Below are 22,702 nucleotides of genomic sequence, written 5' to 3' on the forward strand. Positions count from 1 at the left end.
CCGTGAGCCGGAAGCGCGGGGGGCGGGCCGCCGTTGACATCGTGGACGCCGTGGCCGTCACGACTGCTGTGAATGCCGTGGCCGCCGTCCGGGGCGGTGGTGGTGGGCCGGGCTCACCTCCGAGCGGACGGCTCCTTCACCGGACGGGCCGGACTCCCGGCGCGCGACGAGCCGCCCGAACGCCGGCTGACGCTCACCACCAGGCAGACGCCCGCCACCACGATCGCGCCGCCCGCGAGGGTCGGGCCGGTCAGCGGTTCGGCGAGGATCAGCCAGCCCAGCAGCACCGCGACCACCGGGTTCACGTAGGCGTAGGTGGCGACCAGGGTCAGCGGGGCCGACCGCAGCAGCCAGGCGTACGCGGTGAAGGCGAGCAGCGAGCCGAACATCACCAGGTAGGCGAGGGCCAGCCAGGACCGCCCGGAGATCGTTCCGAGATCCAGCCCGTGCTGCTCTCCACGGCCCAGTCCGATCACCAGGTCGCCGACTCCGCCGACCAGCATCTGGTAGGCGCTCGCGGCCAGCACGTTGTCGGGCATCGGGATCTTCTTGGTCGCGAAGGAGCCGGTCGCCCAGAGCAGGGTGGCAGCGATGATCATGATCACGCCGGTCGGCTCGATCGACCCGCCGATCGCGGGCGCCGACAGGACGCCGAGACCGACCAGTCCGAGCAGCACCCCGGCCAGCTCGGCGGGCCTCGGGCGCTCGCCGCCGACCGCCGTGAGCACCACCATCCACAGCGGGACCGCGGCCACCAGCAGGGCGGCCAGCCCGGAGGGGACGGAGGTCTCGCCCAGGACCACCAGTCCGTTGCCCCCGGTCAGCAGCAGCAGGCCGACCAGGGCGGAGGAGGCCAGCTGCCGCTTGGTCACCTTCAGGCCTGCCGGGCCCTGGCGCACCAGGAGGTAGCCGGTCAGCAGCAGGCCGGCGACGAGGAAGCGGGCGGCGGCGGAGAGGAAGGAGGGCATCGTCTCCACGGCGATCCGGATCGCGAGGTACGTCGACCCCCAGACGATGTAGACCACGAGGAGGGCCAGCCAGACCGCGCCGCCGAGGCGGGGCGCGCGGGCGGGGGCCGCCTCGGCCCTGACGGCGGCGTCGGTGGGGACGGTGGGGACGGCGGCGTCGGTGGGGACGGCGGCGTCGGTGGGGACGGCGGCGTCGGTGGGGACGGGGGCGTCGGTAGGGACGGGGGCGGGAACGCCGGGGGTGAGGCCGGGATCCGCGGCCGGTTGGGAGGGTGAAGCGGGCGATGTCATGGGTGTCCCCCTTGGACGGTGCTGGCCGAACATCCGACATGACAGCGCATGGACGGCCCGGTGCGCCAGTCCGTATCGGAACCCGGACTGCGGGACGTACGGTGGGCGATCCCCGACGAGGAGGTCGAACCCGTGCCCGCATCCGAGGAGTCCCTGCCGTTCTTCGTGTACGGCACCCTGCGCAGCGGCGGCCGCAATCACGCCGCCCACCTGGCCGGACGCTGCGCCGGGATCCGGCCGGCGGTCCTGGAGGGCGCCGCGCTGCACGAGGGCCCCGGCTTCCCGTACGCGGTGCCGGATCCGGCGCCCGGGCGCCGGATCCTGGGTGAGCTCGTCACCGTACGCCCGGGCGCGTACGCCGGAGCCCTGGACGCCCTGGACCGGCTGGAGGACTGCCGGGCGGACGGGACCGGGCTGTACGTGCGGCGGCGGATGGCGGTGCGGACGGCGGCGGGCGAGCTGCGGGACGCCTGGGTCTACCTCGCCGGACCGAGGGCCGAGGCACGGCTGCGGGAGCGGCCGGCGCTGATCGAATCGGGGGACTGGGGAGCGGCCGGGGGAGGAGTGGGATGACGGGTGGCGGATGACAACCGCCAGGTAGGCTGCCCCGGCCAATGAGATTTCCTGCTCATCGGCCCATCGAACGACGAGGAGCCACCCGGTGCCCGAGCTGCCACCCCCGATCACCGTCGTCGGGATCGGGGCCGACGGCTGGCCCGGCCTCGCCGACGGCTCCCGGGCCGCGCTGCGGGAGGCCGAGACCGTCGTCGGCGGCCCCCGCCAGCTGGACCTGCTCCCCCACGACGACGTCACCGCCGAGCGCGTCCCCTGGCCGTCCCCGCTGCGCCCCGCCGTCCCCGGACTGCTCGCCGCCCACGCCGGCCGCCGCATCGCCGTCCTGGCCAGCGGCGATCCGATGTTCTACGGCATCGGCCGCACCCTCGCCGAGACCGTCGGCGCCGAGCGCCTGCGCGTCCTGCCGCACCCCTCCTCCGTCTCCTACGCCTGCGCCCGGCTCGGCTGGCCGCTGGAGGCCACCGAGGTGGTCAGCCTGGTCGGCCGGCCGCTGGACGCCCTCTCCCTCGCCCTCCACCCCGGCCGCCGCCTGCTGGTGCTCAGCGCCGACGCCGCCACCCCGGCCGCCGTCGCCGAGCTGCTCACCGCCCGCGGCTTCGGCGGCGCCCGCCTGCGGGTGCTCGAACAGCTCGGCGCCCCCGCCGAACGCCACCTCGACGGCCCCGCCGACGGCTGGCCGCACCCGCCCGGCGACCCGCTGAACGTCATCGCCGTCGACCTCGGCGACGGCCCCCGCACCTCCCTCGTCCCCGGCCTGCCCGACGCCGCGTACGAGAGCGACGGCCAGCTCACCAAGCGCCACGTCCGCGCCGCGACCCTCGCCACGCTGGCCCCCTCCCCCGGCGAGCTGCTCTGGGACGTCGGCGGCGGCTCCGGCTCGATCGCCGTCGAGTGGCTGCGCGCCCACCGCGACTGCCGGGCCGTCAGCATCGAGCGCGACCCGGCGCGCGCCGAGCGGATCGTCCGCAACGCCACCGCACTCGGGGTGCCCCGGCTCCGCGTGGCGACCGGCCCCGCCCCCGCCGCTCTCGCCGAACTCCCCACCCCCGACGCCGTGTTCATCGGCGGCGGCCTCACCGCGCCCGGCCTGCTGGACGCCTGCTGGGCCGCGCTGCGCCCGGGCGGCCGGATCGTCGCCAACACCGTGACGCTGGAGTCCGAGGCGCTGCTCACCGAGTGGTACCGGCGCCACGGCGGGGAGCTCGTCAAACTCGCCGTCTCCCACGCCGTCCCGGTGGGCGGCTTCACCGGGTGGCGCCAGGCCATGCCGGTCACCCAGTGGTCCGCAGTCAAGCCCGAAACCCCTCAGGAGAACGCCTCGTGACCGTCCACTTCATCGGAGCCGGCCCGGGCGCCGCCGATCTGATCACCCTGCGCGGCCAGCGCATCCTGGCCCGCGCCGAGGTCTGCCTGTACGCGGGCAGCCTCGTCCCGCGCGAGCTGCTGGACGAGTGCCCGCCCGGCGCCCGCCTGATCGACACCGCCCAGCTCAACCTGGACCAGATCACCGCCGAGCTGGTCGCCGCCCACCGGGCCGGCCAGGACGTGGCCCGGCTGCACTCCGGCGACCCGTCCGTCTTCTCCGCCGTCGCCGAGCAGATGCGCCGCCTGGACGCGGCCGGCGTGCCGTACGAGGTGGTCCCCGGCGTGCCGGCCTTCGCCGCCGCCGCGGCCGCGCTGAAGCGGGAGCTGACCGTCCCGACCGTCGGCCAGACCGTCATCCTCACCCGGATCGCCAAGCGCGCCACCCCGATGCCCGAGGGCGAGGACCTCGCCACCCTCGGCCGCAGCGGCGCCCTGCTGGTGCTGCACCTGGCCGCCGGCTACGTGGACGACGTGGTCGAGCAGCTGCTCCCCCACTACGGCGCGGACTGCCCGGCCGCCGTGGTCGCGATGGCCAGCCGCCCCGACGAACTGGTGCTGCGCGGCACCGTCGGCGACATCGCCGAGCAGGTCAAGGCGGCGGGCGTGGTCCGCACCGCCGTCATCCTCGTCGGCCGCACGCTGGCCGCCGAGCAGTTCCGCGACAGCCACCTCTACTCGGCGGACCGCGAGCGCCCGCACGAGCCCTGCGGGGCGTGATGCGGCACGTCCTGATCCTCGGCGGCACCACCGAAGGGCGGGCGCTGGCCGCCGAGCTGGCCCCGACCGCGCACCGGGTCACCAGTTCGCTGGCCGGCCGGGTCGCCCAGCCGCGGCTGCCCGCCGGGGAGGTACGGATCGGCGGCTTCGGCGGACCGGAGGGTCTGGCCGACTGGCTGCGCACCGAGCAGGTGGACGCGGTGGTGGACGCCACCCACCCGTTCGCCGCCGGCATCTCCCGGAACGCCGCCCTCGCGGCCGCCGCCACCGCGGTCCCGCTGCTGGTGCTGCGCCGCCCCGGCTTCACCCGCGTCGACGGCGACCGCTGGCTCCCCGTCCCCTCCCTCGCCGCGGCGGCCGACCTGCTGCCCCGGCGCGGGGAACGGGTCTTCCTCACCGTCGGACGACAGGGCGTCGGCGCCTTCGCCCACCTGGACGGGGTCCACTTCCTCGCCCGCTCGGTGGACCCGCCCGAGCCCCCGGTACCGCCCTCGTTCGAAGTCCTGCTGGACCGGGGGCCGTTCACGATCCACGGCGAAGAGGCACTGCTGCGCCGACACGACATCGACGTCCTGGTCACCAAGGACAGCGGCGGCGCCGCGACCGCCCCCAAGCTGGCCGCCGCGCGCGGACTCGGCCTGCCCGTCATCATCGTGGAACGCCCGCCGGTCACGGAAGGCGTCCCGGTCGCACCGGACGTCCCCGGCGCACTGCGCTGGCTGGAGCACCTGGGCTAACCGGCCCGGGCGCTGGACGGCCCGGGCGCTGGACGGCCCGGGCGCTGCGGCTGCTCACCGTCGTGCTGTTGCCCGCTCGCCCGGTCGTGCCGCGGAAATTGCGGGGCGGCCCCGGTGGACGTCGGGAAGATGGCCCGATGACCGATGATCAGCGTACGCAGACTCCCCGCACCGCCGACGAACGCGCCACCCTGGCAGGCTTCCTGGACTACCAGCGCGACACCCTCGCGATGAAGTGCGCGGGCCTCACCGCGGAGCAGCTCCGCGCCCGCGTGCTGGAACCGTCCGGGCTCTCCCTGCTCGGGCTGGTCCGCCACCTCGCCGAGGTGGAGCGCAGCTGGTTCCGCAACGTCCTCGACGACGAGGGCCTGCCGGGCTTCTGGAAGCACCCGGACGGGTCCTTCGCCGAGTTCGACGCCGACACCGCCGACCCCGACGAGGCCTTCGCGATCTGGCGCCGGGAGTGCGACCACGCCCGGGAACTCGTGTCCGCCGCCGAGTCGTTGGACGTCCTGGGCCACTACGGCGACGAGGTCTTCTCGCTCCGCTGGATCCTCACCCACATGATCGAGGAGTACGCCCGCCACAACGGCCACGCCGATCTGCTCCGCGAGCACCTCGACGGCACCACCGGCGAGTAGCACCGGACGCGGCCGGACGACGAGGGAGCGAGCAGAGCGTGCGGACCCGCCAGAAGGAACGCGACACCCCCGGGCCGTCCGAGCCCTGGAACGAGATCGTCCCCGGGCTCTGGATGGGCGGGCACTACTTCACCCGGCCCGGCGGCGAGCTGGAACTCGCGATCGTACGGGCTGAGTTCGACCTGGTGGTCAGCCTGTTCACCCGTTCCGGGCACGGTCCGGCACCGGGGGTGGAGCACGTCGTCCGGGAGGTGCCCGACGCCCCGCTCTCCCCCGGTCAGCTGCTCGCCGTCCAGGAGGCGGCCGAGCTCACCGCGGCGGCCGTCCGCCGGGGCCGGCGGACGCTGGTGCGCTGCCACTCGGGGTACAACCGCTCGGGCCTGGTGGCGGCGCAGGCGCTGATCGGCCTCGGCCACGAGAGCGGCGAGGCGGTCCGGCTGGTCCGGGAACGGCGCTCGCCCTCGGCACTGAACAACCCGGTGTTCGTGGACTACCTGGACACCGGACTGGAGGTCGCCGTGCTGCCGACCGGCCTCAACGGGTGAGGCCGGTCAGTGACATGACGTTCCGTCCGGTTTCTCAGATGTCGCGGAAGGTCTCGATCTGGGCGCCGATGGAGTTGAGGCGCTCGGCGAGGTCCTCGTAGCCGCGGTTGATGACGTAGACGTTGCGCAGCACCGAGGTGCCCTTGGCGGCGAGCATGGCGAGCAGGATGACCACGGCGGGGCGCAGGGCCGGCGGGCACATCATCTCGGCGGCGCGCCACCGGGTCGGCCCCTGGACCAGCACCCGGTGCGGGTCGAGGAGCTTGACGTCGGCGCCGAGGCGGGTCAGCTCGGTCAGGTAGATCGCGCGGTTGTCGTACACCCAGTCGTGGATCATCGTGGTGCCGTGCGCGGCCGCGGCGATGGCGGCGAAGAACGGCACGTTGTCGATGTTGATGCCGGGGAACGGCATCGGGTGGATGGTGTCGATCGGCGCGGTCAGCTTGGACGGGCGCACGGTGAGGTCGACCAGCCGGGTGTGACCGTTGTGGGCCCGGTACTCGGGGGTGCGGTCGTAGTCGAGACCCATGCCCTCCAGCACGGCGAGCTCGATCTCCAGGAACTCGATCGGCACCCGGCGGACGGTCAGCTCGGAGGAGGTGACGACGGCGGCGGCCAGCAGGCTCATCGCCTCCACCGGGTCCTCGGCCGGGGTGTAGTCGACGTCGCAGGTGATCTGCGGGACGCCGTGCACGGTGAGGGTGGTGGTGCCGATGCCCTCGATCCTCACGCCCAGCTTCTCCAGGAAGAAGCAGAGGTCCTGGACCATGTAGTTGGGCGAGGCGTTGCGGATGACGCTGACGCCGTCGTGCCGGGCGGCGGCCAGCAGGGCGTTCTCGGTGACCGTGTCCCCGCGCTCGGTCAGCACGATCGGGCGGTCCATCGGGGCGCCCGGCTCGACCGAGGCGTGGTAGGCGCCGCCGGTGGTGGCGACCTCCAGGCCGAAGCGGCGCAGCGCGGTCAGGTGCGGCTGCACGGTGCGGGTGCCGAGGTCGCAGCCGCCCGCGTACGGGATGGCGAAGTGCTGGGCGCGGTGCATCAGCGGGCCGAGGAACATCAGCACGCTGCGGGTGCGGCGGGCCGCCTCGACGTCCATCGCCGCGAGGTCCAGCTCGGCGGGCGGGGTGAGTTCGAGGTCGCGGCCCTCGTTGATCCAGCGGCTCTTGACGCCGATGCTGGTGAGCACCTCAAGGATGCGGTAGACCTCCTCGATCCGCGCGACGCTGCGGATCGTGGTGCGGCCGGTGGTCAGCAGCGAGGCGCAGAGGATCGCCACGCAGGCGTTCTTGCTGCTGCGGACGTCGATCGCACCGGAGAGCCGGGTGCCGCCGGCGACGCGCAGGTGCATCGGGCCGGAGTAGCCGAGGGAGACGATCTCGCTGTCGAGGGCTTCGCCGATGCGGGCGATCATCTCAAGGCTGACGTTCTGCTTGCCCTGTTCGATGCGGTTGACCGCGCTCTGGCTGGTTCCGAGGGCCTCTCCGAGCTGCGCCTGGGACCAGCCGCGGTGCTGGCGCGCGGTACGGATGAGGGTGCCGATACGGGTGAGGTAGTCGCCTGTCACTCGCCAGACGATATCTCATGGTTGAGATGGCGACAGACCGGGGGTCCGGCGTGGTACTCCATTTGTCCGTTTCTCGCCCCGTATGGACGTCAGTTCTTCACATCACCAGGTGAGGTTGTCGCGCCGTCGTGACACTCGTGACAGTGTCACGGCCCGAGCGGCTCCGCCCGGCCGACGACGGTGCCCGCGCGGTCGATGCAGATGACGTCCACCGCGACCGGCGAGCCCAGCAGCACGCCGAGCGCCGTCGCCCGGGCCGCCTCGGCGACCAGATCCCCGAGCGGCACCCCGGCCGCCCGGCACAACTGCACCGCTTCCAGTGCGGTGTTGGCACCCGCGACCGCCCCGGCCAGCGCCTCGTCGGCCCCGCCCCGACGGGCCAGTTCGGCCAAGTACCCCTTGTCCACCTGGGAGCGCGCCGAGTGGAGGTCGAGGTGGCCGGCCGCGAGCTTGGACAGTTTGGCGAAGCCGCCCGCGATGGTCAGCCGGGGCACCGGGTGGCGCTTGAGGTACTTGAGCACGGCGCCGGCGAAATCGCCCATGTCCAGCAGCGCGTCCTCCGGCAGCCCGTGCTCCGCCACCGCGACCTTCTCCGAGGTCGACCCGGTGCAGCCGGCCACGTGGGTGCGCCCTGCCGCCCGGGCCACGTCCACCCCGCGGCGGATCGAGTCGATCCAGGCCGAGCAGGAGTAGGGGACGACCACCCCGGTCGTGCCGAGGATGGACAGACCGCCGAGGATGCCGAGCCTGGGGTTCCAGGTGGAACGGGCGATCTCCTCGCCGTGGTCGACCGAGATCTCCACCACCACGTCCCCGCTGCCACCGCGGGCGGCGGCCACCTCGGCGACCGCGTCCCGGATCATCTGCCGGGGCACCGGGTTGATGGCGGGCTCGCCGACCGGCAGCGGCAGGCCGGCCTTGGTGACCGTCCCCACCCCGGGACCGGCCCGGAACACCACCCCGGTGCCGGGCGCGCCGGGCCGTACGGTCGAGCGGATCAGCGCGCCGTGGGTGACGTCGGGGTCGTCGCCCGCGTCCTTGACCACCCCGGCCATGGCGGCGATGCGCCGGTCGGGGCCGGGCGCACCGGGCTTGCCGGGCGCACCGGCCGGCTCTCCGGCGACGGGGTTCGCGGCGGCGGCCGGCTCCTCGGCGGCGGTCAGTTCCTCGGCCGCGAGGGCGAAGGCGGGCTGCTGACCCTTGGGCAGGGTGATGACCACCGGGTCCGGGAACTCGCCGGTGAGCAGCGCGGTGTACGCCGCCTTGGTGGCCGCGGTGGCGCAGGCCCCCGTCGTCCAGCCGGGCCGCAGGCCGCTGCTCTTCAGCTGGCCGGCCCGGCCTCCCGCTCCGGCTCCCGCCTCGGCTCCCGCTGCGGCCACCTGCGCCCCGTTTCCGACGGCGCCCGCGCCGTCCTGCTCCGCTCCGGCGGCCACACCGGCCGCCGCCGCCGATTTTCCCCCACCGGGCCGGGTGGGACCCGACCGGGGTGGCGGCACCCGCGTCCCTGCGCGGTGCGGAGGAATCCCGAGCACGAGCCGCACGGGGCCGCTGCCCCGCGTTCCCGAAGAGTTCTCTGCGCGGGCCTCGCCCACCGTGCCTACCAGTGAGTAATCTGGCGGTCCGCCAGAAGCGGGTTCATGACAGACGTGGGCCCGGCCGGGGTCGAAGCGCCCCGCCGGGCCATCAGCATGTGGGGGTTTTTGTGGCAGGGATGAGTCGGCGTACGTTCCTCACCGGTACGTCGGTGGCCGCCGCCTGGTCGGCCTTGTCGCTGGGCGGCGCGCAGTTCGCCTCGGCCGCGGCGCGCGACCGGGCGCTGGCGACGACGGCCGAACGGGCGGTCAGGATCACCGGGACCACGCTGGAGCAGGTGGCCACCCCGGTCGGTACCGGTGGCTACAAGCGGCTGACGGCCGGACCGGGCTGGCCGCTGATGGTGCGCGGCGACCTGGCGTCGGCGACCACCGGACGGGACGACCGCCGGACCGGCCTCGCCAGCTTCGTCCAGTTCAGCGACCTGCACCTGGTGGACACCGAGTCCCCGGTGCGCTTCGAGTACCTGGCCAAGCTCAACGGCAGCGCCTACCGGCCGCAGGAGGCCCTGAACGCCCGCGGTGTCTCGGCCCTCGTCGAGCGGGTCAACTCGCTCGCCGGCGGCCCCTACACCGGGATGCCGTTCAGCATGGTGATGGCCACCGGCGACAACACCGACAACCACGAGCTCGCCGAACTCGACTGGTACCTCAAGGTCATGGGCGGCGGCCGGCTGGCCCAGAACACCGGTGACCCGAGCCGCTACGAAGGGGTGCAGAACTCCGGCAACGCGGCCTACTGGAACCCCGAACTCTCCTACAGCGACGGCTACAAGGCGAAGGGCTTCCCGCAGATACCCGGCTTCCTGTCCGCCGCCGGCCGCCCCTTCGACGCGCCCGGCCTGCGCACGCCCTGGTACACCACGGTCGGCAACCACGACGACAGCATCGAGGGCTCGCTGCCGGACCTCGGACTGCTGAACGACCTGTACGCCGGCCAGTACAAGCTGGAGGGCTGCGACGACGCCACGGCCGCCCAGCTGATGGACTCGCTGCGCCGTGACCCGGCGGGCGCCGTACTGCTGCTCGCGAAGCTGATCGCCAGCGGCGACCTGGTGCGCAGGATCACCCCGGACGATCGCCGCCGGCCGTTCACGCTCAAGGAGTTCGCCAAGGCCCACCTGAACCCGGCGATCACCGGCGCGGGCCCGTACGGGCACGGCTTCACCTCGGACATGGCCAACAGCGGCAAGCTCTACTACACCTTCCGCATCTCGGAGAAGGTGGTCGGCATCAGCCTGGACACCACCAACCAGGCCGGGTTCGCCGACGGTTCGCTGGGCACCGCGCAACTGCGCTGGCTGGAGCAGCAGTTGAAGGCGCACAGCGGACACTGGTACGACGCCGACGGGCGCAAGGTGACCGGTGGGAGCACGGACGAGCTGATCCTCGTCTTCAGCCACCACACCAGCGGCACGATGGGCAACCTGCTGCCGGACCCGCGCAACATCTTCGAGGGGCGGCACGACGGCAACGAGCTGGTGGCGCTGCTCCAGCGCTACCCGAACGTGGTCGCGTGGGTGAACGGGCACACCCACATGAACAAGATCACGCCGCACGGCCACGCGGTGCCGGAGCGGGCGTTCTGGGAGATCAACACCGCCTCGCACATCGACTACCCGCAGCACGGGCGGATCATCGAGATCGCGGACAACGGGGACGGCACGCTCTCGCTGTTCACCACGCTGATCGAGTCCTCCGCACCGTACGGGACGGACTTCGGCAGCACCTCGGACGCCAACCTCGCGGCGCTCTACCGCGAGCTGTCGTACAACGACCCGAACGGCCGGCCGACGGCACTGCTGGGCACGGACGGGGACCACAACACGGAGCTGCTGCTCACCAAGCCGACCCGGTAACGGCCGGGGCCCGGCGAACGGCGGCCAACGGGTGACGGCCGACAGTCGACGGATGGCGGATGACAGCTGACGGATGACAGCGAACAGATGATGAAATCTGTTCGCTGTCATCCGTCGCCCGTCACTCCTCCGGGTACCGCCGCGGCGTCCAGACGACCTCCACGCCGCCGCCCCGCTCGACCGTCCGGGTCTGCGAGGAACCGATCAGCAGGACGGTCCGCATGTCGACCAGCGCCGGGTCCAGCTCGCCCAGCCGGACGATCCGCACCCGCTCGGTCGGGCCGCCGACGTCGCGGGCCATCACCACCGGGGTCTCCGGTGCCCGGTACTCCAGCAGCAGGTCCCGGGCGAGCCCGACCTGGGTGGTCCGGGACTTCGAGCCCGGGTTGTACAGCGCGAGCACCAGGTCCGCCCCGGCGGCGGCGCGCAGCCGCTTCGCCACCACGTCCCAGGGCTTGAGCCGGTCCGAGAGCGAGATCGTCGCGTAGTCGTGCCCGAGCGGGGCGCCGGCCCGGGAGGCGGCCGCATGGGCGGCGGTCATCCCCGGGAGCACCCGCACCGGGACGTCCCGGTACGCCTCCTCACAGGCGACCTCCAGCACCGCGGTGGCCATCGCGAACACCCCCGGGTCACCCGAGGACACCACCGCGACGCGGTGCCCGCGCCGGGCGAGGTCCAGGGCGTACTCGGCGCGCTCCGACTCCACCTTGTTGTCCGAGCCGTGCCGCCGCTGCCCCGGCCGTTCCGGCACCCGGTCCAGGTAGGTGGTGTAGCCGACCAGGTCGGTGGCCTCGGACAGCGCGCCGCGCGCCTCGGCGGTCAGCCAGAGCGGTCCGGCCGGCCCGGTGCCGACCACGGTCACACTGCCGACGCCCTCCGACAGCCGGATCTCCGGCTCCAGCGGCGCGACCTTGCTCGGCAGCACCGCGACCGAGAAGTACGGCACCGTCCCGTCCTCGACCTCAGCGAGCGGCGCGACCCGCTCCCCCGCCATGAAGGCCCGCTCCACGTACTGCGCGTCCGCCAGCCGCCCGGCCCGCTCCAGGGCCCGGCGGACGGTCGGGAAGGTGCGCCCCAGCTTCATGATCACGGCCGAGTCGGCGGCCGCGATCCGCGCCGTCAGCTCCTCCTCGGGCAGCGTGCCGGGGATGACGGTGAGCGTCTCCTCGGCCTCGGTCAGCGGCTGTCCGAGCCGGGCGGCGGCCGCGCTGAGCGAGGTCACGCCCGGCACCACCTCGGTCGGGTAGCGGTGCGCTAGCCGCTTGTGCATGTGCTGGTAGGAGCCGTAGAAGAGCGGGTCGCCCTCCGCGAGGACCACCACGTCGCGGCCGGCGTCCAGGTGGGCGGCCAGCCGGGCGGCGGCCTCCTCGTAGAAGTCGTCCAGCGCGCCGCGGTAGCCGCCCGGGTGGTCGGTGGTCTCGACGGTGAGCGGGTAGACCAGCTTCTCCTCGACCTGACCGCCCCTCAGATACCGTTCGGCGATCGAGCGCGCGATGGACCGCCCGTGCCGGGCGCTGTGGTAGGCCACCACGTCGGCCTTGCCGATGAGTTCGGCGGCCCGGACGGTCACCAGCGACGGGTCGCCCGGGCCGAGCCCGACACCGTACAGCCGGCCCGTGGAGTTCTGATGTTCCGTCACTCTTCTTCGCTCGCAATCGCGTTGACGGCGGCGGCGGCCATCGCGCTGCCGCCACGCCGGCCGCGCACCACCAGGTGCTCCAGGCCGGACGGGTGCTCGGCCAGGGCCTGCTTGGACTCGGCGGCGCCGATGAAGCCGACCGGAACGCCGATCACCGCGGCCGGTCGCGGTGCGCCCGCCTCGATCATCTCCAGCAGCCGGAACAGCGAGGTCGGCGCGTTGCCGACGGCGACCACCGCGCCCTCCAGCCGGGGCAGCCACAGCTCCATGGCCGCGGCGCTGCGGGTGTTGCCCATCTTCCGGGCGAGTTCGGGCACCGACGGGTCGGTGAGGGTGCAGATCACCTCGTTGTCGGCGGGCAGCCGCTTGCGGGTGACGCCGCTCGCGACCATGTTGACGTCGCAGAGGATGGGCGCACCGGCGTGCAGCGCGGCGCGCGCGGAGGCGACCACACCGGGCGAGTACACCAGGTCCTCGACCAGGTCGACCATCCCGCAGGCGTGGATCATCCGCACCGCGACCTGGGAGACGTCCGCCGGAAGGGCGGCCAGATCGGCCTCCGCGCGGATGGTGGCAAAGGACTGGCGGTAGATGGACGCGCCGTCCTTCTCGTACTCGATCACTTCGTGGTCCTCCTGGCCTCGGCGACCGCCTCGGCCATCTCCTCGTTCGTCACGTCGACGCCCGTCGCGTCCTTGACGTCCCCCGCATCGGCAGCCGTCGCACCGGCTCCCGCGGCGTTCACCGTCACCCGGTAGCCGCGCCCTGTGGCGAGCACGTCCACCCAGCGCCCGGCCGGGTGGCCGCAGCGCCGTTCACAGCCCGACCAGTGGACGGGCAGCACACCTGTGGGCCCGGCACCGGCCCCCACCACGAGACCCGCCCCCGCAGCGGCACCGGCGTCCAACGCGGCACCGACTGCCGCAGCGGCACCGGAGTCCAACGCCCGGGCCGCGTCCGAGCGGACGTCGGCCAGCGACTTGGCGCAGCCCGGCAGCCCGGTGCAGGCGGTGGCCCGCTCCCAGGCCGAGCCGGGCTCGGTGCGGAAGCCGGCCGCGGCGAGAGCCGGCAGCCGGTCGGCCGGAGCGCCGGGCAGCACCGCTCCGCGCCAGGGGGTCAGTCGCAGTTCGCCGGCCGAGGCGGCGACCAGCGTCCGCCACTGCCCGGCGCCCGCCCGGCCGAAGCGCAGTCCCACCGAGAGCCCGCCGGGCAGCGCGCCGACGGCGGGCGCGGCACCGGCGAAGGCGGGCAGCGGCACCGGGCCGGCCGGCAGCAGGTCGGGGACCTCGCGCAGGTGCCAGGCCTTGCGCCCGTTGGTCCGCAGCGCCGCCAGGAAGGAGCGGGCCGCGTCCAGCACGGCCGTCACCTCCTGCCCGGCCTCGACCGGGTGTCCGTGGTCGGCTCGCCCGAGGCGCAGCAGCCGGGTGCCGTCCGGGCCTGCGATCAATGTCACATCGGCGTCGAGCGCGGCGACGTCGCCCCGCCCGTCGTCCAGCGCGAACAGGAACTTGCCGGAGAGCCCGGCCGCCCAGTCGCTCGCGCACAGTCGCGCGTCCAATTCCCGTACCCAGGCCTGTACATCGGCTCTGCCGGGGCCGCCTGCGGCGTCCAGTCCGGCCGCCGGCGAGGCGACGATGTTGCGGACCCGCTCGTGGGTGTCCGAGGGCAGCAGTCCGACGGCGCGCAGCCGGTCGGCGAGCTCGGCCGCGCAGTGCGGGGCCAGGCCGCGCAGCTGGACGTTGCCGCGCGAGGTGGTCTCCAGCTCACCGTCGCCGAGGACCTCGGCCGCCTCGGCCAGCGCGAGGGCCTGACGATCCGTCAGCAGCCCGCCGGGCAGGCGGATCCGGGCGAGGGCGCCGTCGTCGGCCGTATGCAGACGAAGCGCTCCGGGGCAGGCGTCCGCACGCCCCCGGTCGGGCACCTCCCGGTCGGGTCCTGCGGCGCCCGGCGCGGTGGCGTCGGGTGTCGGTGGCATGGCGGCGAGCATACAGATGATCCGATCGCTTGCCTCCGTCCGCTGCATCACACCCGGGCCGCACCTCGGTCGCACCCCGGCCGCACCCCGACCACCTCATCGGCTTCACCACCGGCCCCGCGCCCCGCTTCGACCCCGCTACACCCCCCGCCTCGGCCCCGCTTCGTCGCGCTTCGGCCCCGCTTCGCCCCCGCTTCACCGCCACTTCACCGCCGCCTCGTTGTCGCCTCGCATGCCCGAACGTCCGAAAGCTCACTCTCCCCCAGGTCAGCCGTACCCCGTACGATGCTGACGGGCGGTCCCAGCGGGCCGCCCACACGCCAGCGACGGCGCAGGGGAGGAAACCGGTGCGAACCCGGTGCGGTCCCGCCACTGTGACCGCGGTTCACCGGTAGACCGGTCGGCCGCGGGAGCCAGGAACTCCTGCCGTCCTCCACCGGCCCGGGGCGCGGACCCCGAGGAAGGCAGACATGTTCCAGCGCTGTCGCATGCCCGCGCCCGCGTCCCCGGCCGCCATCACGGCCGTTCCGGCCGCCGCCACGACCACCCCGGTCGACCGCGCGGCCGCTCCGGCCACCTCTGCGGCCGACCCGGCCCAGATCCCGGCCGCCCTGGCCACCGACGAGGCCGGGAGGGCCTTCATATGATCCTGCTGCTGTCGACGTCCGACACCGACCTGCTCAGCGCCCGCGCTTCCGAGGGCCCGGTGCGCTACCGGCTCGGCAACCCGGCCCGACTCACCCCCGAGGACCTGCCCGCGCTGCTGGAGGGCACCGAGCTCGTCGTGGTCCGCCTGCTCGGCGGGCGCCGCGCCTGGCAGGAGGGCCTGGACACGCTGCTGGCCGGCCCCCGCCCGGTCATCGTGCTGACGGGTGAGCAGGCCCCCGACGCCCAGCTGATGGAGCTGTCCACCGTCCCGGCCGGCATCGCCGCCGAGGCGCACGCCTACCTGGCCCACGGCGGCGCGGCCAACCTGGCCGAGCTGGGCGCCTTCCTGTCCGACACCGTGCTGCTGACCGGTCACGGCTTCGCCCCGCCCGCCTCCGCCCCGGCCTGGGGCCCGCTGGAGCGCGAAGCCCGTACGACCGAGGGACCGACCGTCGCGGTGCTCTACTACCGCGCCCACCACATGAGCGGCAACACCGCCTTCGTGGAGACGCTCTGCCGGGCCGTCGAGGACCAGGGAGCCCGGGCCAAGGCCTACTACTGCGCCTCGCTGCGCGGCGCCGAGCCGGAGCTGCTGGCCGCGCTCGGCGAGGCCGACGCCATCGTCACCACCGTGCTCGCCGCCGGCGGCACCCGCCCGGCCGACGCCCAGGCCGGCGGGGACGAGGAGGCCTGGGACGCGGGCGCGCTGGCCGCCCTCGACCGGCCGATCCTCCAGGCGCTCTGCCTCACCTGGTCGCGCGCCCAGTGGGAGGCCAGCGACGACGGCCTGTCCCCGCTGGACACCGCCACCCAGATCGCCGTGCCGGAGTTCGACGGCCGCCTGATCAGCGTCCCGTTCTCCTTCAAGGAGCTGGACGAGGACGGCCTCACCGTCTACGCCGCCGACCCGGAGCGCGCCGCCCGGGTCGCCGGCACCGCCGTCAAGCACGCCCGGCTGCGGCACGTTCCGGCCGCCGAGCGCCGCCTCGCCCTGGTGCTGTCCGCGTACCCGACCAAGCACGCCCGGGTCGGCAACGCCGTCGGCCTGGACACCCCGGCCAGTGCGGTGCGGCTGCTGGAGCGGCTGCGCGCGGAGGGCATGGACCTCGGGAACGACCTCCCCTCGTTCGACGACGGCGAGGGCGGCCACGAGGGCGACGCGCTGATCCACGCCCTGATCGCGGCCGGCGGCTACGACCAGGACTGGCTCACCGAGGACCAGCTGGCCCGCAACCCGGTGCGCATCCCCGCGGCCGACTACCGCCGCTGGTACGCCACCCTCCCGCAGGGCCTGCGCCAGCAGGTCGAGGAGCACTGGGGCCCGGCCCCCGGCGAGCTGTACGTCGACCGCTCGCAGAACCCGGACGGCGACATCGTGCTGGCCGCGATCCGCTCCGGGAACCTGCTCGTGCTGATCCAGCCGCCGCGCGGCTTCGGCGAGAACCCGGTCGCCATCTACCACGACCCCGACCTGCCGCCGAGCCACCACTACCTGGCCGCCTACCGCTGGATCGAGGCCGCCCAGGAGGACGGCGGCTTCGGCGCCCACGCGGTGATCCACCTCGGCAAGCACGGCAACCTGGAGTGGCTGCCCGGCAAGACCGCCGCGCTGTCCGCCGAGTGCGGCCCGGACGCCGTCCTCGGCGACCTGCCGCTGGTCTACCCCTTCCTGGTCAACGACCCGGGCGAGGGCACCCAGGCCAAGCGCCGCGCCCACGCCACGCTCGTCGACCACCTCGTCCCGCCGATGGCCCGCGCCGACTCCTACGGCGACATCGCGCGCCTGGAGCAGCTGCTGGACGAGCACTCCAACATCGCCGCGATGGACCCGGCCAAGCTGCCGGCGATCCGCGCCCAGATCTGGACCCTGATCCAGGCCGCCAAGCTCGACCACGACCTCGGCCTGGACGAGCGCCCCGAGGACGACGGCTTCGACGACTTCCTGCTGCACGTCGACGGCTGGCTCTGCGAGGTCAAGGACGCCCAGATCCGCGACGGTCTGCACGTCCTCGGCCAGGCTCCGGCCGGCACCGACCGGGTCAACATCGTGCTCGCCATCCTGCGCGCCCGGCAGATCTGGGGCGGCGTCAGCGCCCTGCCCGGCCTGCGCGAGGCGCTCGGCCTGGACGAGGCGGCGCTCACCCTCGGCGCCACCGACGCGGCCGAGGCCAAGGCGCGCGCCCTGGTCGAGGCCATGGAGGCGGAGGACTGGGCGCCCGAGGCGGTCGAGAAGGTCACCGCCGAGCTGCCGGAGACCGTCCAGGAGGCCGTCCGCCAGGTGCTGGACTTCGCCGCCACCCAGGTGGTGCCGCGGCTGTCCGCCACCACCGACGAGCTGGACGCCGTGCTGCACGCGCTCCAGGGTGGCTTCGTCCCGGCCGGCCCGTCCGGCTCGCCGCTGCGCGGCCTGGTCAACGTGCTGCCGACCGGCCGCAACTTCTACTCCGTCGACCCGAAGGCCGTCCCCAGCAAGCTCGCCTGGGAGACCGGCCAGGCCCTCGCCACCTCGCTGGTCGAGCGGTACACCGCCGACAACGACGGCGCCTACCCGCCCTCGGTCGGGCTCTCGCTCTGGGGCACCAGCGCGATGCGCACGGCCGGCGACGACATCGCCGAGGCCTTCGCCCTGCTCGGCGTGCGCCCGGTCTGGGACGACGCCTCGCGCCGGGTCACCGGCCTGGAGCCGATCCCGCTGGAGGAGCTGGGCCGCCCGCGCATCGATGTCACGCTGCGCATCTCCGGCTTCTTCCGGGACGCCTTCCCGCACGTCGTCGCCCTGCTGGACGACGCGGTGCGCCTGGCCGCCGCCCAGGAGGAGTCCCCCGAGTCGAACTACGTGCGCGCCCACGTCCAGGCCGACCTCGCCGTGCACGGCGACGAGCGCAAGGCCACCGTCCGGGTCTTCGGCTCCCGCCCGGGCACGTACGGGGCGGGCCTGCTGCAGCTGATCGACAGCCGGGACTGGCGCACCGACGCCGACCTGGCCGAGGTGTACACGGTCTGGGGCGGCTACGCGTACGGCCGCGGGCTGGACGGGCGCCCGGCGCGCGAGGAGATGGAGACCGCGTACAAGCGGATCACCGTCGCCGCGAAGAACACCGACACCCGTGAGCACGACATCGCCGACTCGGACGACTACTTCCAGTACCACGGCGGCATGGTGGCCACCGTGCGCGCCCTCACCGGCAAGGCGCCGACCGCCTACATCGGCGACTCGACCCGCCCGGAGACGGTCCGCACCCGCACCCTGACCGAGGAGGCCGCCCGCGTCTTCCGCGCCCGGGTGGTCAACCCGCGCTGGATCGAGGCGATGCGCCGCCACGGCTACAAGGGCGCCTTCGAGATGGCCGCGACGGTGGACTACCTGTTCGGCTACGACGCCACCACGGGCGTGGTCGCGGACTGGATGTACGAGAAGCTGACCCAGGAGTACGTCCTCGACCCGGTCAACCGGGAGTTCCTCGCGGGCGCCAACCCGTGGGCGCTGCACGGGATCAGCGAGCGGCTGCTGGAGGCGGCGAGCCGCGGGCTGTGGGAGCAGCCGGACCCGCGGCTGATCGAGCAGCTGCAGGCCGCGTTCCTGGAGACCGAGGGTGACCTGGAGGGCGGCGAGGACTGACGCCCCGCTGAGCGGAGGCCGCCGGAGTCAGGACCGGCGGCCTTCGCGTTCCCACCACTGCGTTTCGAGGCGGGCCCGCCAGCGGTCGGCCTCCCCGGTCCGGCCGGCGGCGATCAGGACGTCCAGGTAGGTGGCCTGGAAGGCGAGACCGACGTGGTCGTCGTCGACGCGTCGTTCCACCAGCTTCAGCGCGTCGTCGTACCTCCCGGCGGTCAGCAGAATCCGGGCCAGGATCTCTGCGATGTACGCCCGGTCCGTCAACGGGCGCAGCTCCTGCTCCGCCTCGTCGAACTTCCCTTGGAGTGCCAGGGCCTGGGCGAGCCACTCCTTGACCTCGATGTCATCGCTGCCCGACGACCGGGCGACCCGCTCGGCCTCGGCGAACCGGCCGGCCTTGACCAACGCCCTGGCACAGCCGGCCACGCAGAGGTTGTCGGTCGGGAAGAGCTCAGCGCCCCGCCGGTAGTACGGCAGAGCTTCCTCGGGACGGTTCAGGTAGTCGAGATAGCCCGCCACGGACCAGGCGTACAGCCCGTTGCCGGGGTCGAGCCGAAGGGCGTTCAGCATGTGTCCGAGCGACGCCTCGACGTCCCCGAGGTGGTCCTCCAGGTAATCGGCGACCGCTTCGGCCGCGTCCGCCGACTCCATGTCCACGCCCCGGAGCACCTTCAGAACAGCTGTGATCCCGCTGTCATTCGACTTGGCCAGAGCGCGCAGGTACAACACCGTCAACGGGCTCCGAGGGCTCCCTTCGAATTCCTTCTTCAGGAATTTCGCAGCTTCTTGAGGATTTCCGGAGTCGAGCATCCTCTCGGCGATGCGGTACGCAATGCGCTGCCTCCCCAGACCTGTTTCCGTCCCTTCCGACAGCCGATAGCGGCGACTGTCCGTGGGCGTCGCCCGGTCGGCTGGTTCCTCCGGGCGGTCCTCCTGAAGCCGAGCGGACTTCCAGGCGGCGCGGAACTCCTCCGGATCTCCCCCGAGCGCCTCCACGATCAGCTCCAGCGCGCCCCACCGGGGCAGGCGCTTGCCGGTCAGCGCCTGGTGGACGGTGCTGTGGCTCACCGCGCCAGCGGTCCCGGCGGCGATCCGGCGGGTGCTGGGCTCGCCGGCGTTGAGGTGCAGCTCACGAAGTCGCATGGTCAGGTCGGCGAGCGCTCCACCATTTTGCACGTATTGCCCCCTTTTTCCGTAATCCCTCGTAAAACGTTACACCACTCCCGTCCCGCCGGGTCCCGCCACGTATCACTCGGTAACGCTTTGCCCGGCCCCGTATTCGACACGTCCCGGTACACCAGATTTGAAGCATGACGACGAACACCGAAACCAGCACGGCCGGGAACGGGAAACTCCACGAGCGCATCAAAGTCGCGATCAGCCTCCTTTCCGCGGCCAATCTCCTCACGCAGGTGATTTCGGGGGTGATCCAGTTGTTCCGATGATTCGCCGACCCGCCGATCCGCGTCGGCCTCGTGTGCGGCCATCTGGCACCGAGGGCGGTCCGAGCGGACAATACGGGGCATGTCGCGCCGCACCGCTCCCACCAGCCCTGCTCCGACCACGACGACCACGACCCCCACCGAGGGGCGGGAGCCGCACGCGCCGCACCGGTACCGGGGGCGGATCGGTGCGCTGGCGGCCGGAGCGGTTCCGGTGCTCGCCTTCCCCGAACCCGGGCAGGCGTGGCTGGCGTGGATCGCGCTGGTGCCCGGGCTGCTGCTGATGCAGCGGGCGCCGTCGGGCCGGGAGGCGGCGGTGCGCGGCTGGTGGTTCGGGGCGGGGTTCATCCTCGCGGCGATGTCCTGGCTGGTCCCGTCCATCGGGCCGGGGCTGCCGGTGCTCGCGGTGCTGCTCGGGGCGCTCCAGAGCGGCGTCGGGTACACCGTGCACCGGCTGCTGCACCCCCGGCTCTCCGCCCGGCGGGCGCTCCTGGCGCTCCTGGTCGTCCCCGCGGTCTGGGTGACCACCGAGTACGCGCGGTCCTGGCCCGCGCTCGGCGGCCCGTGGGCGCTGCTCGGCGCCACCCAGTGGCGGCACCCGGCGATCCTCGCCCTGGCCTCGGCCGGCGGGATCTGGCTGGTCAGTGCGGCGGTGGCGGCGGTGAACACCGGGGTGCTGATCGCGCTGACCGCGGTGCACCGGCGGCCGCGGGCCGTCGCCGCCGGCTCCGTCGTGCTGGTGCTGGCCTCCGGCCCGCTGCTGTTCGCACTGCGCGAGGCGCCCGCCAGAGACGGGGCCGCGACCGTGGCACTGGTCCAGCCCGGCATCGTGGAGGACCCCAAGGCCCGGTTCGAGGCGAGCGCGCGGATCACGGCCGGACTCGTCGGGCAGCCGGTGGACCTGGTCGTGTGGGGCGAGAGCAGCACCACCGCCGACCTGGACCGCGACCCGGCCGCGCTGGACACGCTGCGCGGGCTCGCCGCGACCACCGGCGCCGAGGTCGTCGCCGGGGAGGACGCGCGCAAGGCGGACGGGCGGATCTCCAAGGACGCGGTACTGGTCTCCCCCGCCGGCGTGGTGGACCGCTACCGCAAGATCCGGCTGGTGCCGTTCGGCGAGTACATCCCGCTGCGGCCGGCGCTCGGCTGGATAGCCGGGGTCAGCCGGGCGGCGGGCGAGAACCGGGCGCCCGGCACGTCCTTCCACGTCCTGCCCGCCACCGACCGGGCAGGCGTGCCGCTGCCCGTCGGGGCGCTGATCTGCTTCGAGTCGGCCTTCCCCGACATGGCCCGCACCGCCGCCCGGGACGGCGCCCGGGTGCTGGTCTACCAGTCCTCGACCTCGACCTTCCAGCGCACCTGGGCGCCCGAGCAGCACGTCTCGCTGGCGGCGATCCGGGCCGCCGAGACGGGGCGGCCGGCCGTGCAGGGTTCGCTGACCGGGGTCTCGGCCGCCTTCGACGCCCAGGGCCGGGAACTCGCCCGGCTCGGCACCGGCGGCACCGGCGCGCTGAGCGTCCGGCTGCCGCTCACCGCGCCCGGAACCCTGACCTGGTACGACCGGATCGGCGACGTGGTGCCGCTCGGGGCGCTGCTGGTCACGGCGGGGGCGGCGCTGGTGGCCGTGGCCGGGTGGCGGCGCTCGCGCGTCGCCCGGCGGGCCGGTCAGCCCTCGGCGCCGGCGGCGTAGACCCCGAACGCGGCGCCCTGGGGGTCGCGCAGCACGGCGATCCGCCGTCCCCCCGGCAGTCCGGTGGCGGGCATCAGGACGTCCCCGCCGAGCGCCGTCGCCCGACCGACGGTGTTGTCGACGTCGGCGACCGCGAAGTACGGCAGCCAGTGCGGCGGCACCTGGGGCGGGAAGCGGTCGTCCATCGTCAGCATGCCGCCGAAGTCCCGTCCGTCCAGACCCCATTGGGGGTAGTGCTCGGACGGGGCGACGGACCAGCCGAAGACCTTCGGGTAGAAGGCGAGCGCGCCGGCCGGGTCACGGGTGAGCAGTTCCACCCAGCCGAGCGAGCCGGGCTCGTTGAACACCCCGGCGCCCCGGAAGGCGCGGGCCTGCCAGACGATGAGCACCGCGCCGGAGGGGTCGGCGGCCACCGAGAAGCGGCCGAAGTCGGAGACGTCGGTGGGGTCCTTCAGGACCCGGCCGCCGGACTCCTTGACCCTCGCGGCGGTGGCGTCGGCATCGGCGACCGCGATGCAGACCGTCCAGGCGATCGGCTGCTGGGGGGCGTAGCGCGGGGTGATGGCGGCGGCCGGGGCGCCCCCGACCAGCATCTGGGTGTAGTCGCCGTGCCCGGGGCGGGCCGTGTCGTCCACCTGCCAGCCGAAGAGCTCGGTGTAGAAGGCCAGGGCGGCGGGCGGGTCGGAGGTGCCCAGCTCCGTCCAGCAGGGGGCGTTGGTGGTCACGGAGGTCTGCTTCATGGCGTCTGTCCTCGCAGCTTGCTCGGGAACTCCCGGGTTTTTCGGCGCCTCGGCCCCCGCACCTCCCGCCCCAGCATGCGGGGCGGGGGCGGAGCTT

At 73.9% G+C, this 22,702-nt stretch carries 19 protein-coding genes and 1 riboswitch; of the genes, 11 read left to right on the forward strand and 8 right to left on the reverse strand.

Going from position 1 to position 22,702, the window contains the following annotated elements:
* Positions 1 to 113: 113 nt before the first annotated feature.
* The gene (locus tag ACZ6EM_RS24590) at positions 114 to 1,259 is read right to left on the reverse strand and encodes an EamA family transporter (RefSeq protein ID WP_465773233.1); all 1,146 of its coding nucleotides are present in this window, start codon (positions 1,257 to 1,259) and stop codon (positions 114 to 116) included.
* A 132-nt stretch (positions 1,260 to 1,391) separates the two neighbouring features.
* Between ACZ6EM_RS24590 and ACZ6EM_RS24595 the strand changes: the two genes are divergently transcribed.
* The 6 genes from ACZ6EM_RS24595 to ACZ6EM_RS24620 all read left to right on the forward strand — a co-directional run bounded on the left by ACZ6EM_RS24595 (position 1,392) and on the right by ACZ6EM_RS24620 (position 5,840).
* On the forward strand, positions 1,392 to 1,832 hold the full coding sequence (locus tag ACZ6EM_RS24595) for a gamma-glutamylcyclotransferase family protein (protein WP_465773234.1): 441 nt from the start codon (positions 1,392 to 1,394) through the stop codon (positions 1,830 to 1,832).
* Positions 1,833 to 1,920: 88 nt separating this feature from the next.
* Entirely contained in the window at positions 1,921 to 3,159 is a 1,239-nt protein-coding gene (gene cbiE / locus ACZ6EM_RS24600) for a precorrin-6y C5,15-methyltransferase (decarboxylating) subunit CbiE (protein ID WP_465773235.1), read from the forward strand.
* Entirely contained in the window at positions 3,156 to 3,917 is a 762-nt protein-coding gene (cobM, locus tag ACZ6EM_RS24605; protein WP_359901657.1) for a precorrin-4 C(11)-methyltransferase, read from the forward strand. The genes cbiE and cobM overlap by 4 nt, the downstream gene beginning before the upstream one ends.
* Positions 3,917 to 4,654, forward strand: coding sequence for a cobalt-precorrin-6A reductase (locus tag ACZ6EM_RS24610; protein WP_465773264.1), 738 nt, complete (start codon positions 3,917 to 3,919; stop codon positions 4,652 to 4,654). Before cobM ends, ACZ6EM_RS24610 begins: the two co-directional genes overlap by 1 nt.
* A 137-nt stretch (positions 4,655 to 4,791) precedes the next feature.
* Positions 4,792 to 5,295, forward strand: coding sequence for a DinB family protein (locus ACZ6EM_RS24615; RefSeq protein WP_387685211.1), 504 nt, complete (start codon positions 4,792 to 4,794; stop codon positions 5,293 to 5,295).
* 38 nt (positions 5,296 to 5,333) lie between these two features.
* The gene (locus ACZ6EM_RS24620; protein WP_465773236.1) at positions 5,334 to 5,840 is read left to right on the forward strand and encodes a protein-tyrosine phosphatase family protein; all 507 of its coding nucleotides are present in this window, start codon (positions 5,334 to 5,336) and stop codon (positions 5,838 to 5,840) included.
* 34 nt (positions 5,841 to 5,874) lie between these two features.
* Here ACZ6EM_RS24620 and ACZ6EM_RS24625 read toward each other — a convergent pair whose 3' ends face one another.
* Entirely contained in the window at positions 5,875 to 7,404 is a 1,530-nt protein-coding gene (locus ACZ6EM_RS24625; protein ID WP_380348769.1) for a UDP-N-acetylglucosamine 1-carboxyvinyltransferase, read from the reverse strand.
* Between the two features lie 146 nt (positions 7,405 to 7,550).
* A complete protein-coding gene (locus tag ACZ6EM_RS24630; RefSeq protein ID WP_465773237.1) occupies positions 7,551 to 8,783 on the reverse strand; it encodes a cobalt-precorrin-5B (C(1))-methyltransferase in 1,233 nt (410 codons plus the stop codon).
* A gap of 332 nt (positions 8,784 to 9,115) precedes the next feature.
* Between ACZ6EM_RS24630 and ACZ6EM_RS24635 the strand changes: the two genes are divergently transcribed.
* The gene (locus tag ACZ6EM_RS24635) at positions 9,116 to 10,855 is read left to right on the forward strand and encodes a TIGR03767 family metallophosphoesterase (protein WP_465773238.1); all 1,740 of its coding nucleotides are present in this window, start codon (positions 9,116 to 9,118) and stop codon (positions 10,853 to 10,855) included.
* 121 nt (positions 10,856 to 10,976) lie between these two features.
* Here ACZ6EM_RS24635 and ACZ6EM_RS24640 read toward each other — a convergent pair whose 3' ends face one another.
* From ACZ6EM_RS24640 to ACZ6EM_RS24650, 3 genes are read right to left on the reverse strand one after another with little or no spacing between them, the layout of a single operon-like run.
* Positions 10,977 to 12,494, reverse strand: a complete 1,518-nt coding sequence (locus tag ACZ6EM_RS24640) for a precorrin-2 C(20)-methyltransferase (protein ID WP_465773239.1) — start codon at positions 12,492 to 12,494, stop codon at positions 10,977 to 10,979.
* The gene (locus tag ACZ6EM_RS24645) at positions 12,491 to 13,117 is read right to left on the reverse strand and encodes a precorrin-8X methylmutase (RefSeq protein WP_359901678.1); all 627 of its coding nucleotides are present in this window, start codon (positions 13,115 to 13,117) and stop codon (positions 12,491 to 12,493) included. The genes ACZ6EM_RS24640 and ACZ6EM_RS24645 overlap by 4 nt, the downstream gene beginning before the upstream one ends.
* Positions 13,114 to 14,481 carry a hypothetical protein gene (locus ACZ6EM_RS24650; RefSeq protein ID WP_465773240.1) on the reverse strand — a complete coding sequence of 456 codons (1,368 nt, stop codon included), beginning with the start codon at positions 14,479 to 14,481 and terminating at the stop codon, positions 13,114 to 13,116. Before ACZ6EM_RS24650 ends, ACZ6EM_RS24645 begins: the two co-directional genes overlap by 4 nt.
* A 325-nt stretch (positions 14,482 to 14,806) precedes the next feature.
* A riboswitch (cobalamin riboswitch) is annotated at positions 14,807 to 14,892 on the forward strand.
* Between the two features lie 47 nt (positions 14,893 to 14,939).
* Here ACZ6EM_RS24650 and ACZ6EM_RS24655 point away from each other — a divergent pair.
* Both ACZ6EM_RS24655 and cobN read left to right on the forward strand, forming a co-directional pair.
* Entirely contained in the window at positions 14,940 to 15,116 is a 177-nt protein-coding gene (locus tag ACZ6EM_RS24655) for a hypothetical protein (RefSeq protein ID WP_380539474.1), read from the forward strand.
* Complete coding sequence (gene cobN, locus ACZ6EM_RS24660) at positions 15,113 to 18,736, forward strand: cobaltochelatase subunit CobN (RefSeq protein WP_465773241.1); 3,624 nt, start codon at positions 15,113 to 15,115, stop codon at positions 18,734 to 18,736. The genes ACZ6EM_RS24655 and cobN overlap by 4 nt, the downstream gene beginning before the upstream one ends.
* A gap of 27 nt (positions 18,737 to 18,763) precedes the next feature.
* Here the strand turns inward: cobN and ACZ6EM_RS24665 are convergent, their stop codons facing one another.
* Entirely contained in the window at positions 18,764 to 19,801 is a 1,038-nt protein-coding gene (locus ACZ6EM_RS24665) for a tetratricopeptide repeat protein (RefSeq protein ID WP_465773242.1), read from the reverse strand.
* Positions 19,802 to 20,043: 242 nt separating this feature from the next.
* Here ACZ6EM_RS24665 and ACZ6EM_RS24670 point away from each other — a divergent pair, with 242 nt between their 5' ends.
* Positions 20,044 to 20,178: a hypothetical protein gene (locus ACZ6EM_RS24670; protein WP_401044857.1), complete on the forward strand. Its 135-nt coding sequence runs from the start codon at positions 20,044 to 20,046 to the stop codon at positions 20,176 to 20,178.
* A 79-nt stretch (positions 20,179 to 20,257) separates the two neighbouring features.
* Positions 20,258 to 21,865, forward strand: a complete 1,608-nt coding sequence (gene lnt / locus ACZ6EM_RS24675) for an apolipoprotein N-acyltransferase (protein ID WP_465773243.1) — start codon at positions 20,258 to 20,260, stop codon at positions 21,863 to 21,865.
* On the opposite strand, the gene ACZ6EM_RS24680 is transcribed toward lnt, so the two are convergent.
* On the reverse strand, positions 21,841 to 22,605 hold the full coding sequence (locus ACZ6EM_RS24680; RefSeq protein WP_452177905.1) for a VOC family protein: 765 nt from the start codon (positions 22,603 to 22,605) through the stop codon (positions 21,841 to 21,843). The two genes, lnt and ACZ6EM_RS24680, sit on opposite strands and share 25 nt — an antisense overlap.
* Between the last annotated feature and the right edge of the window lie 97 nt (positions 22,606 to 22,702).

It is taken from the genome of Kitasatospora sp. NPDC041917, from assembly GCF_055589745.1.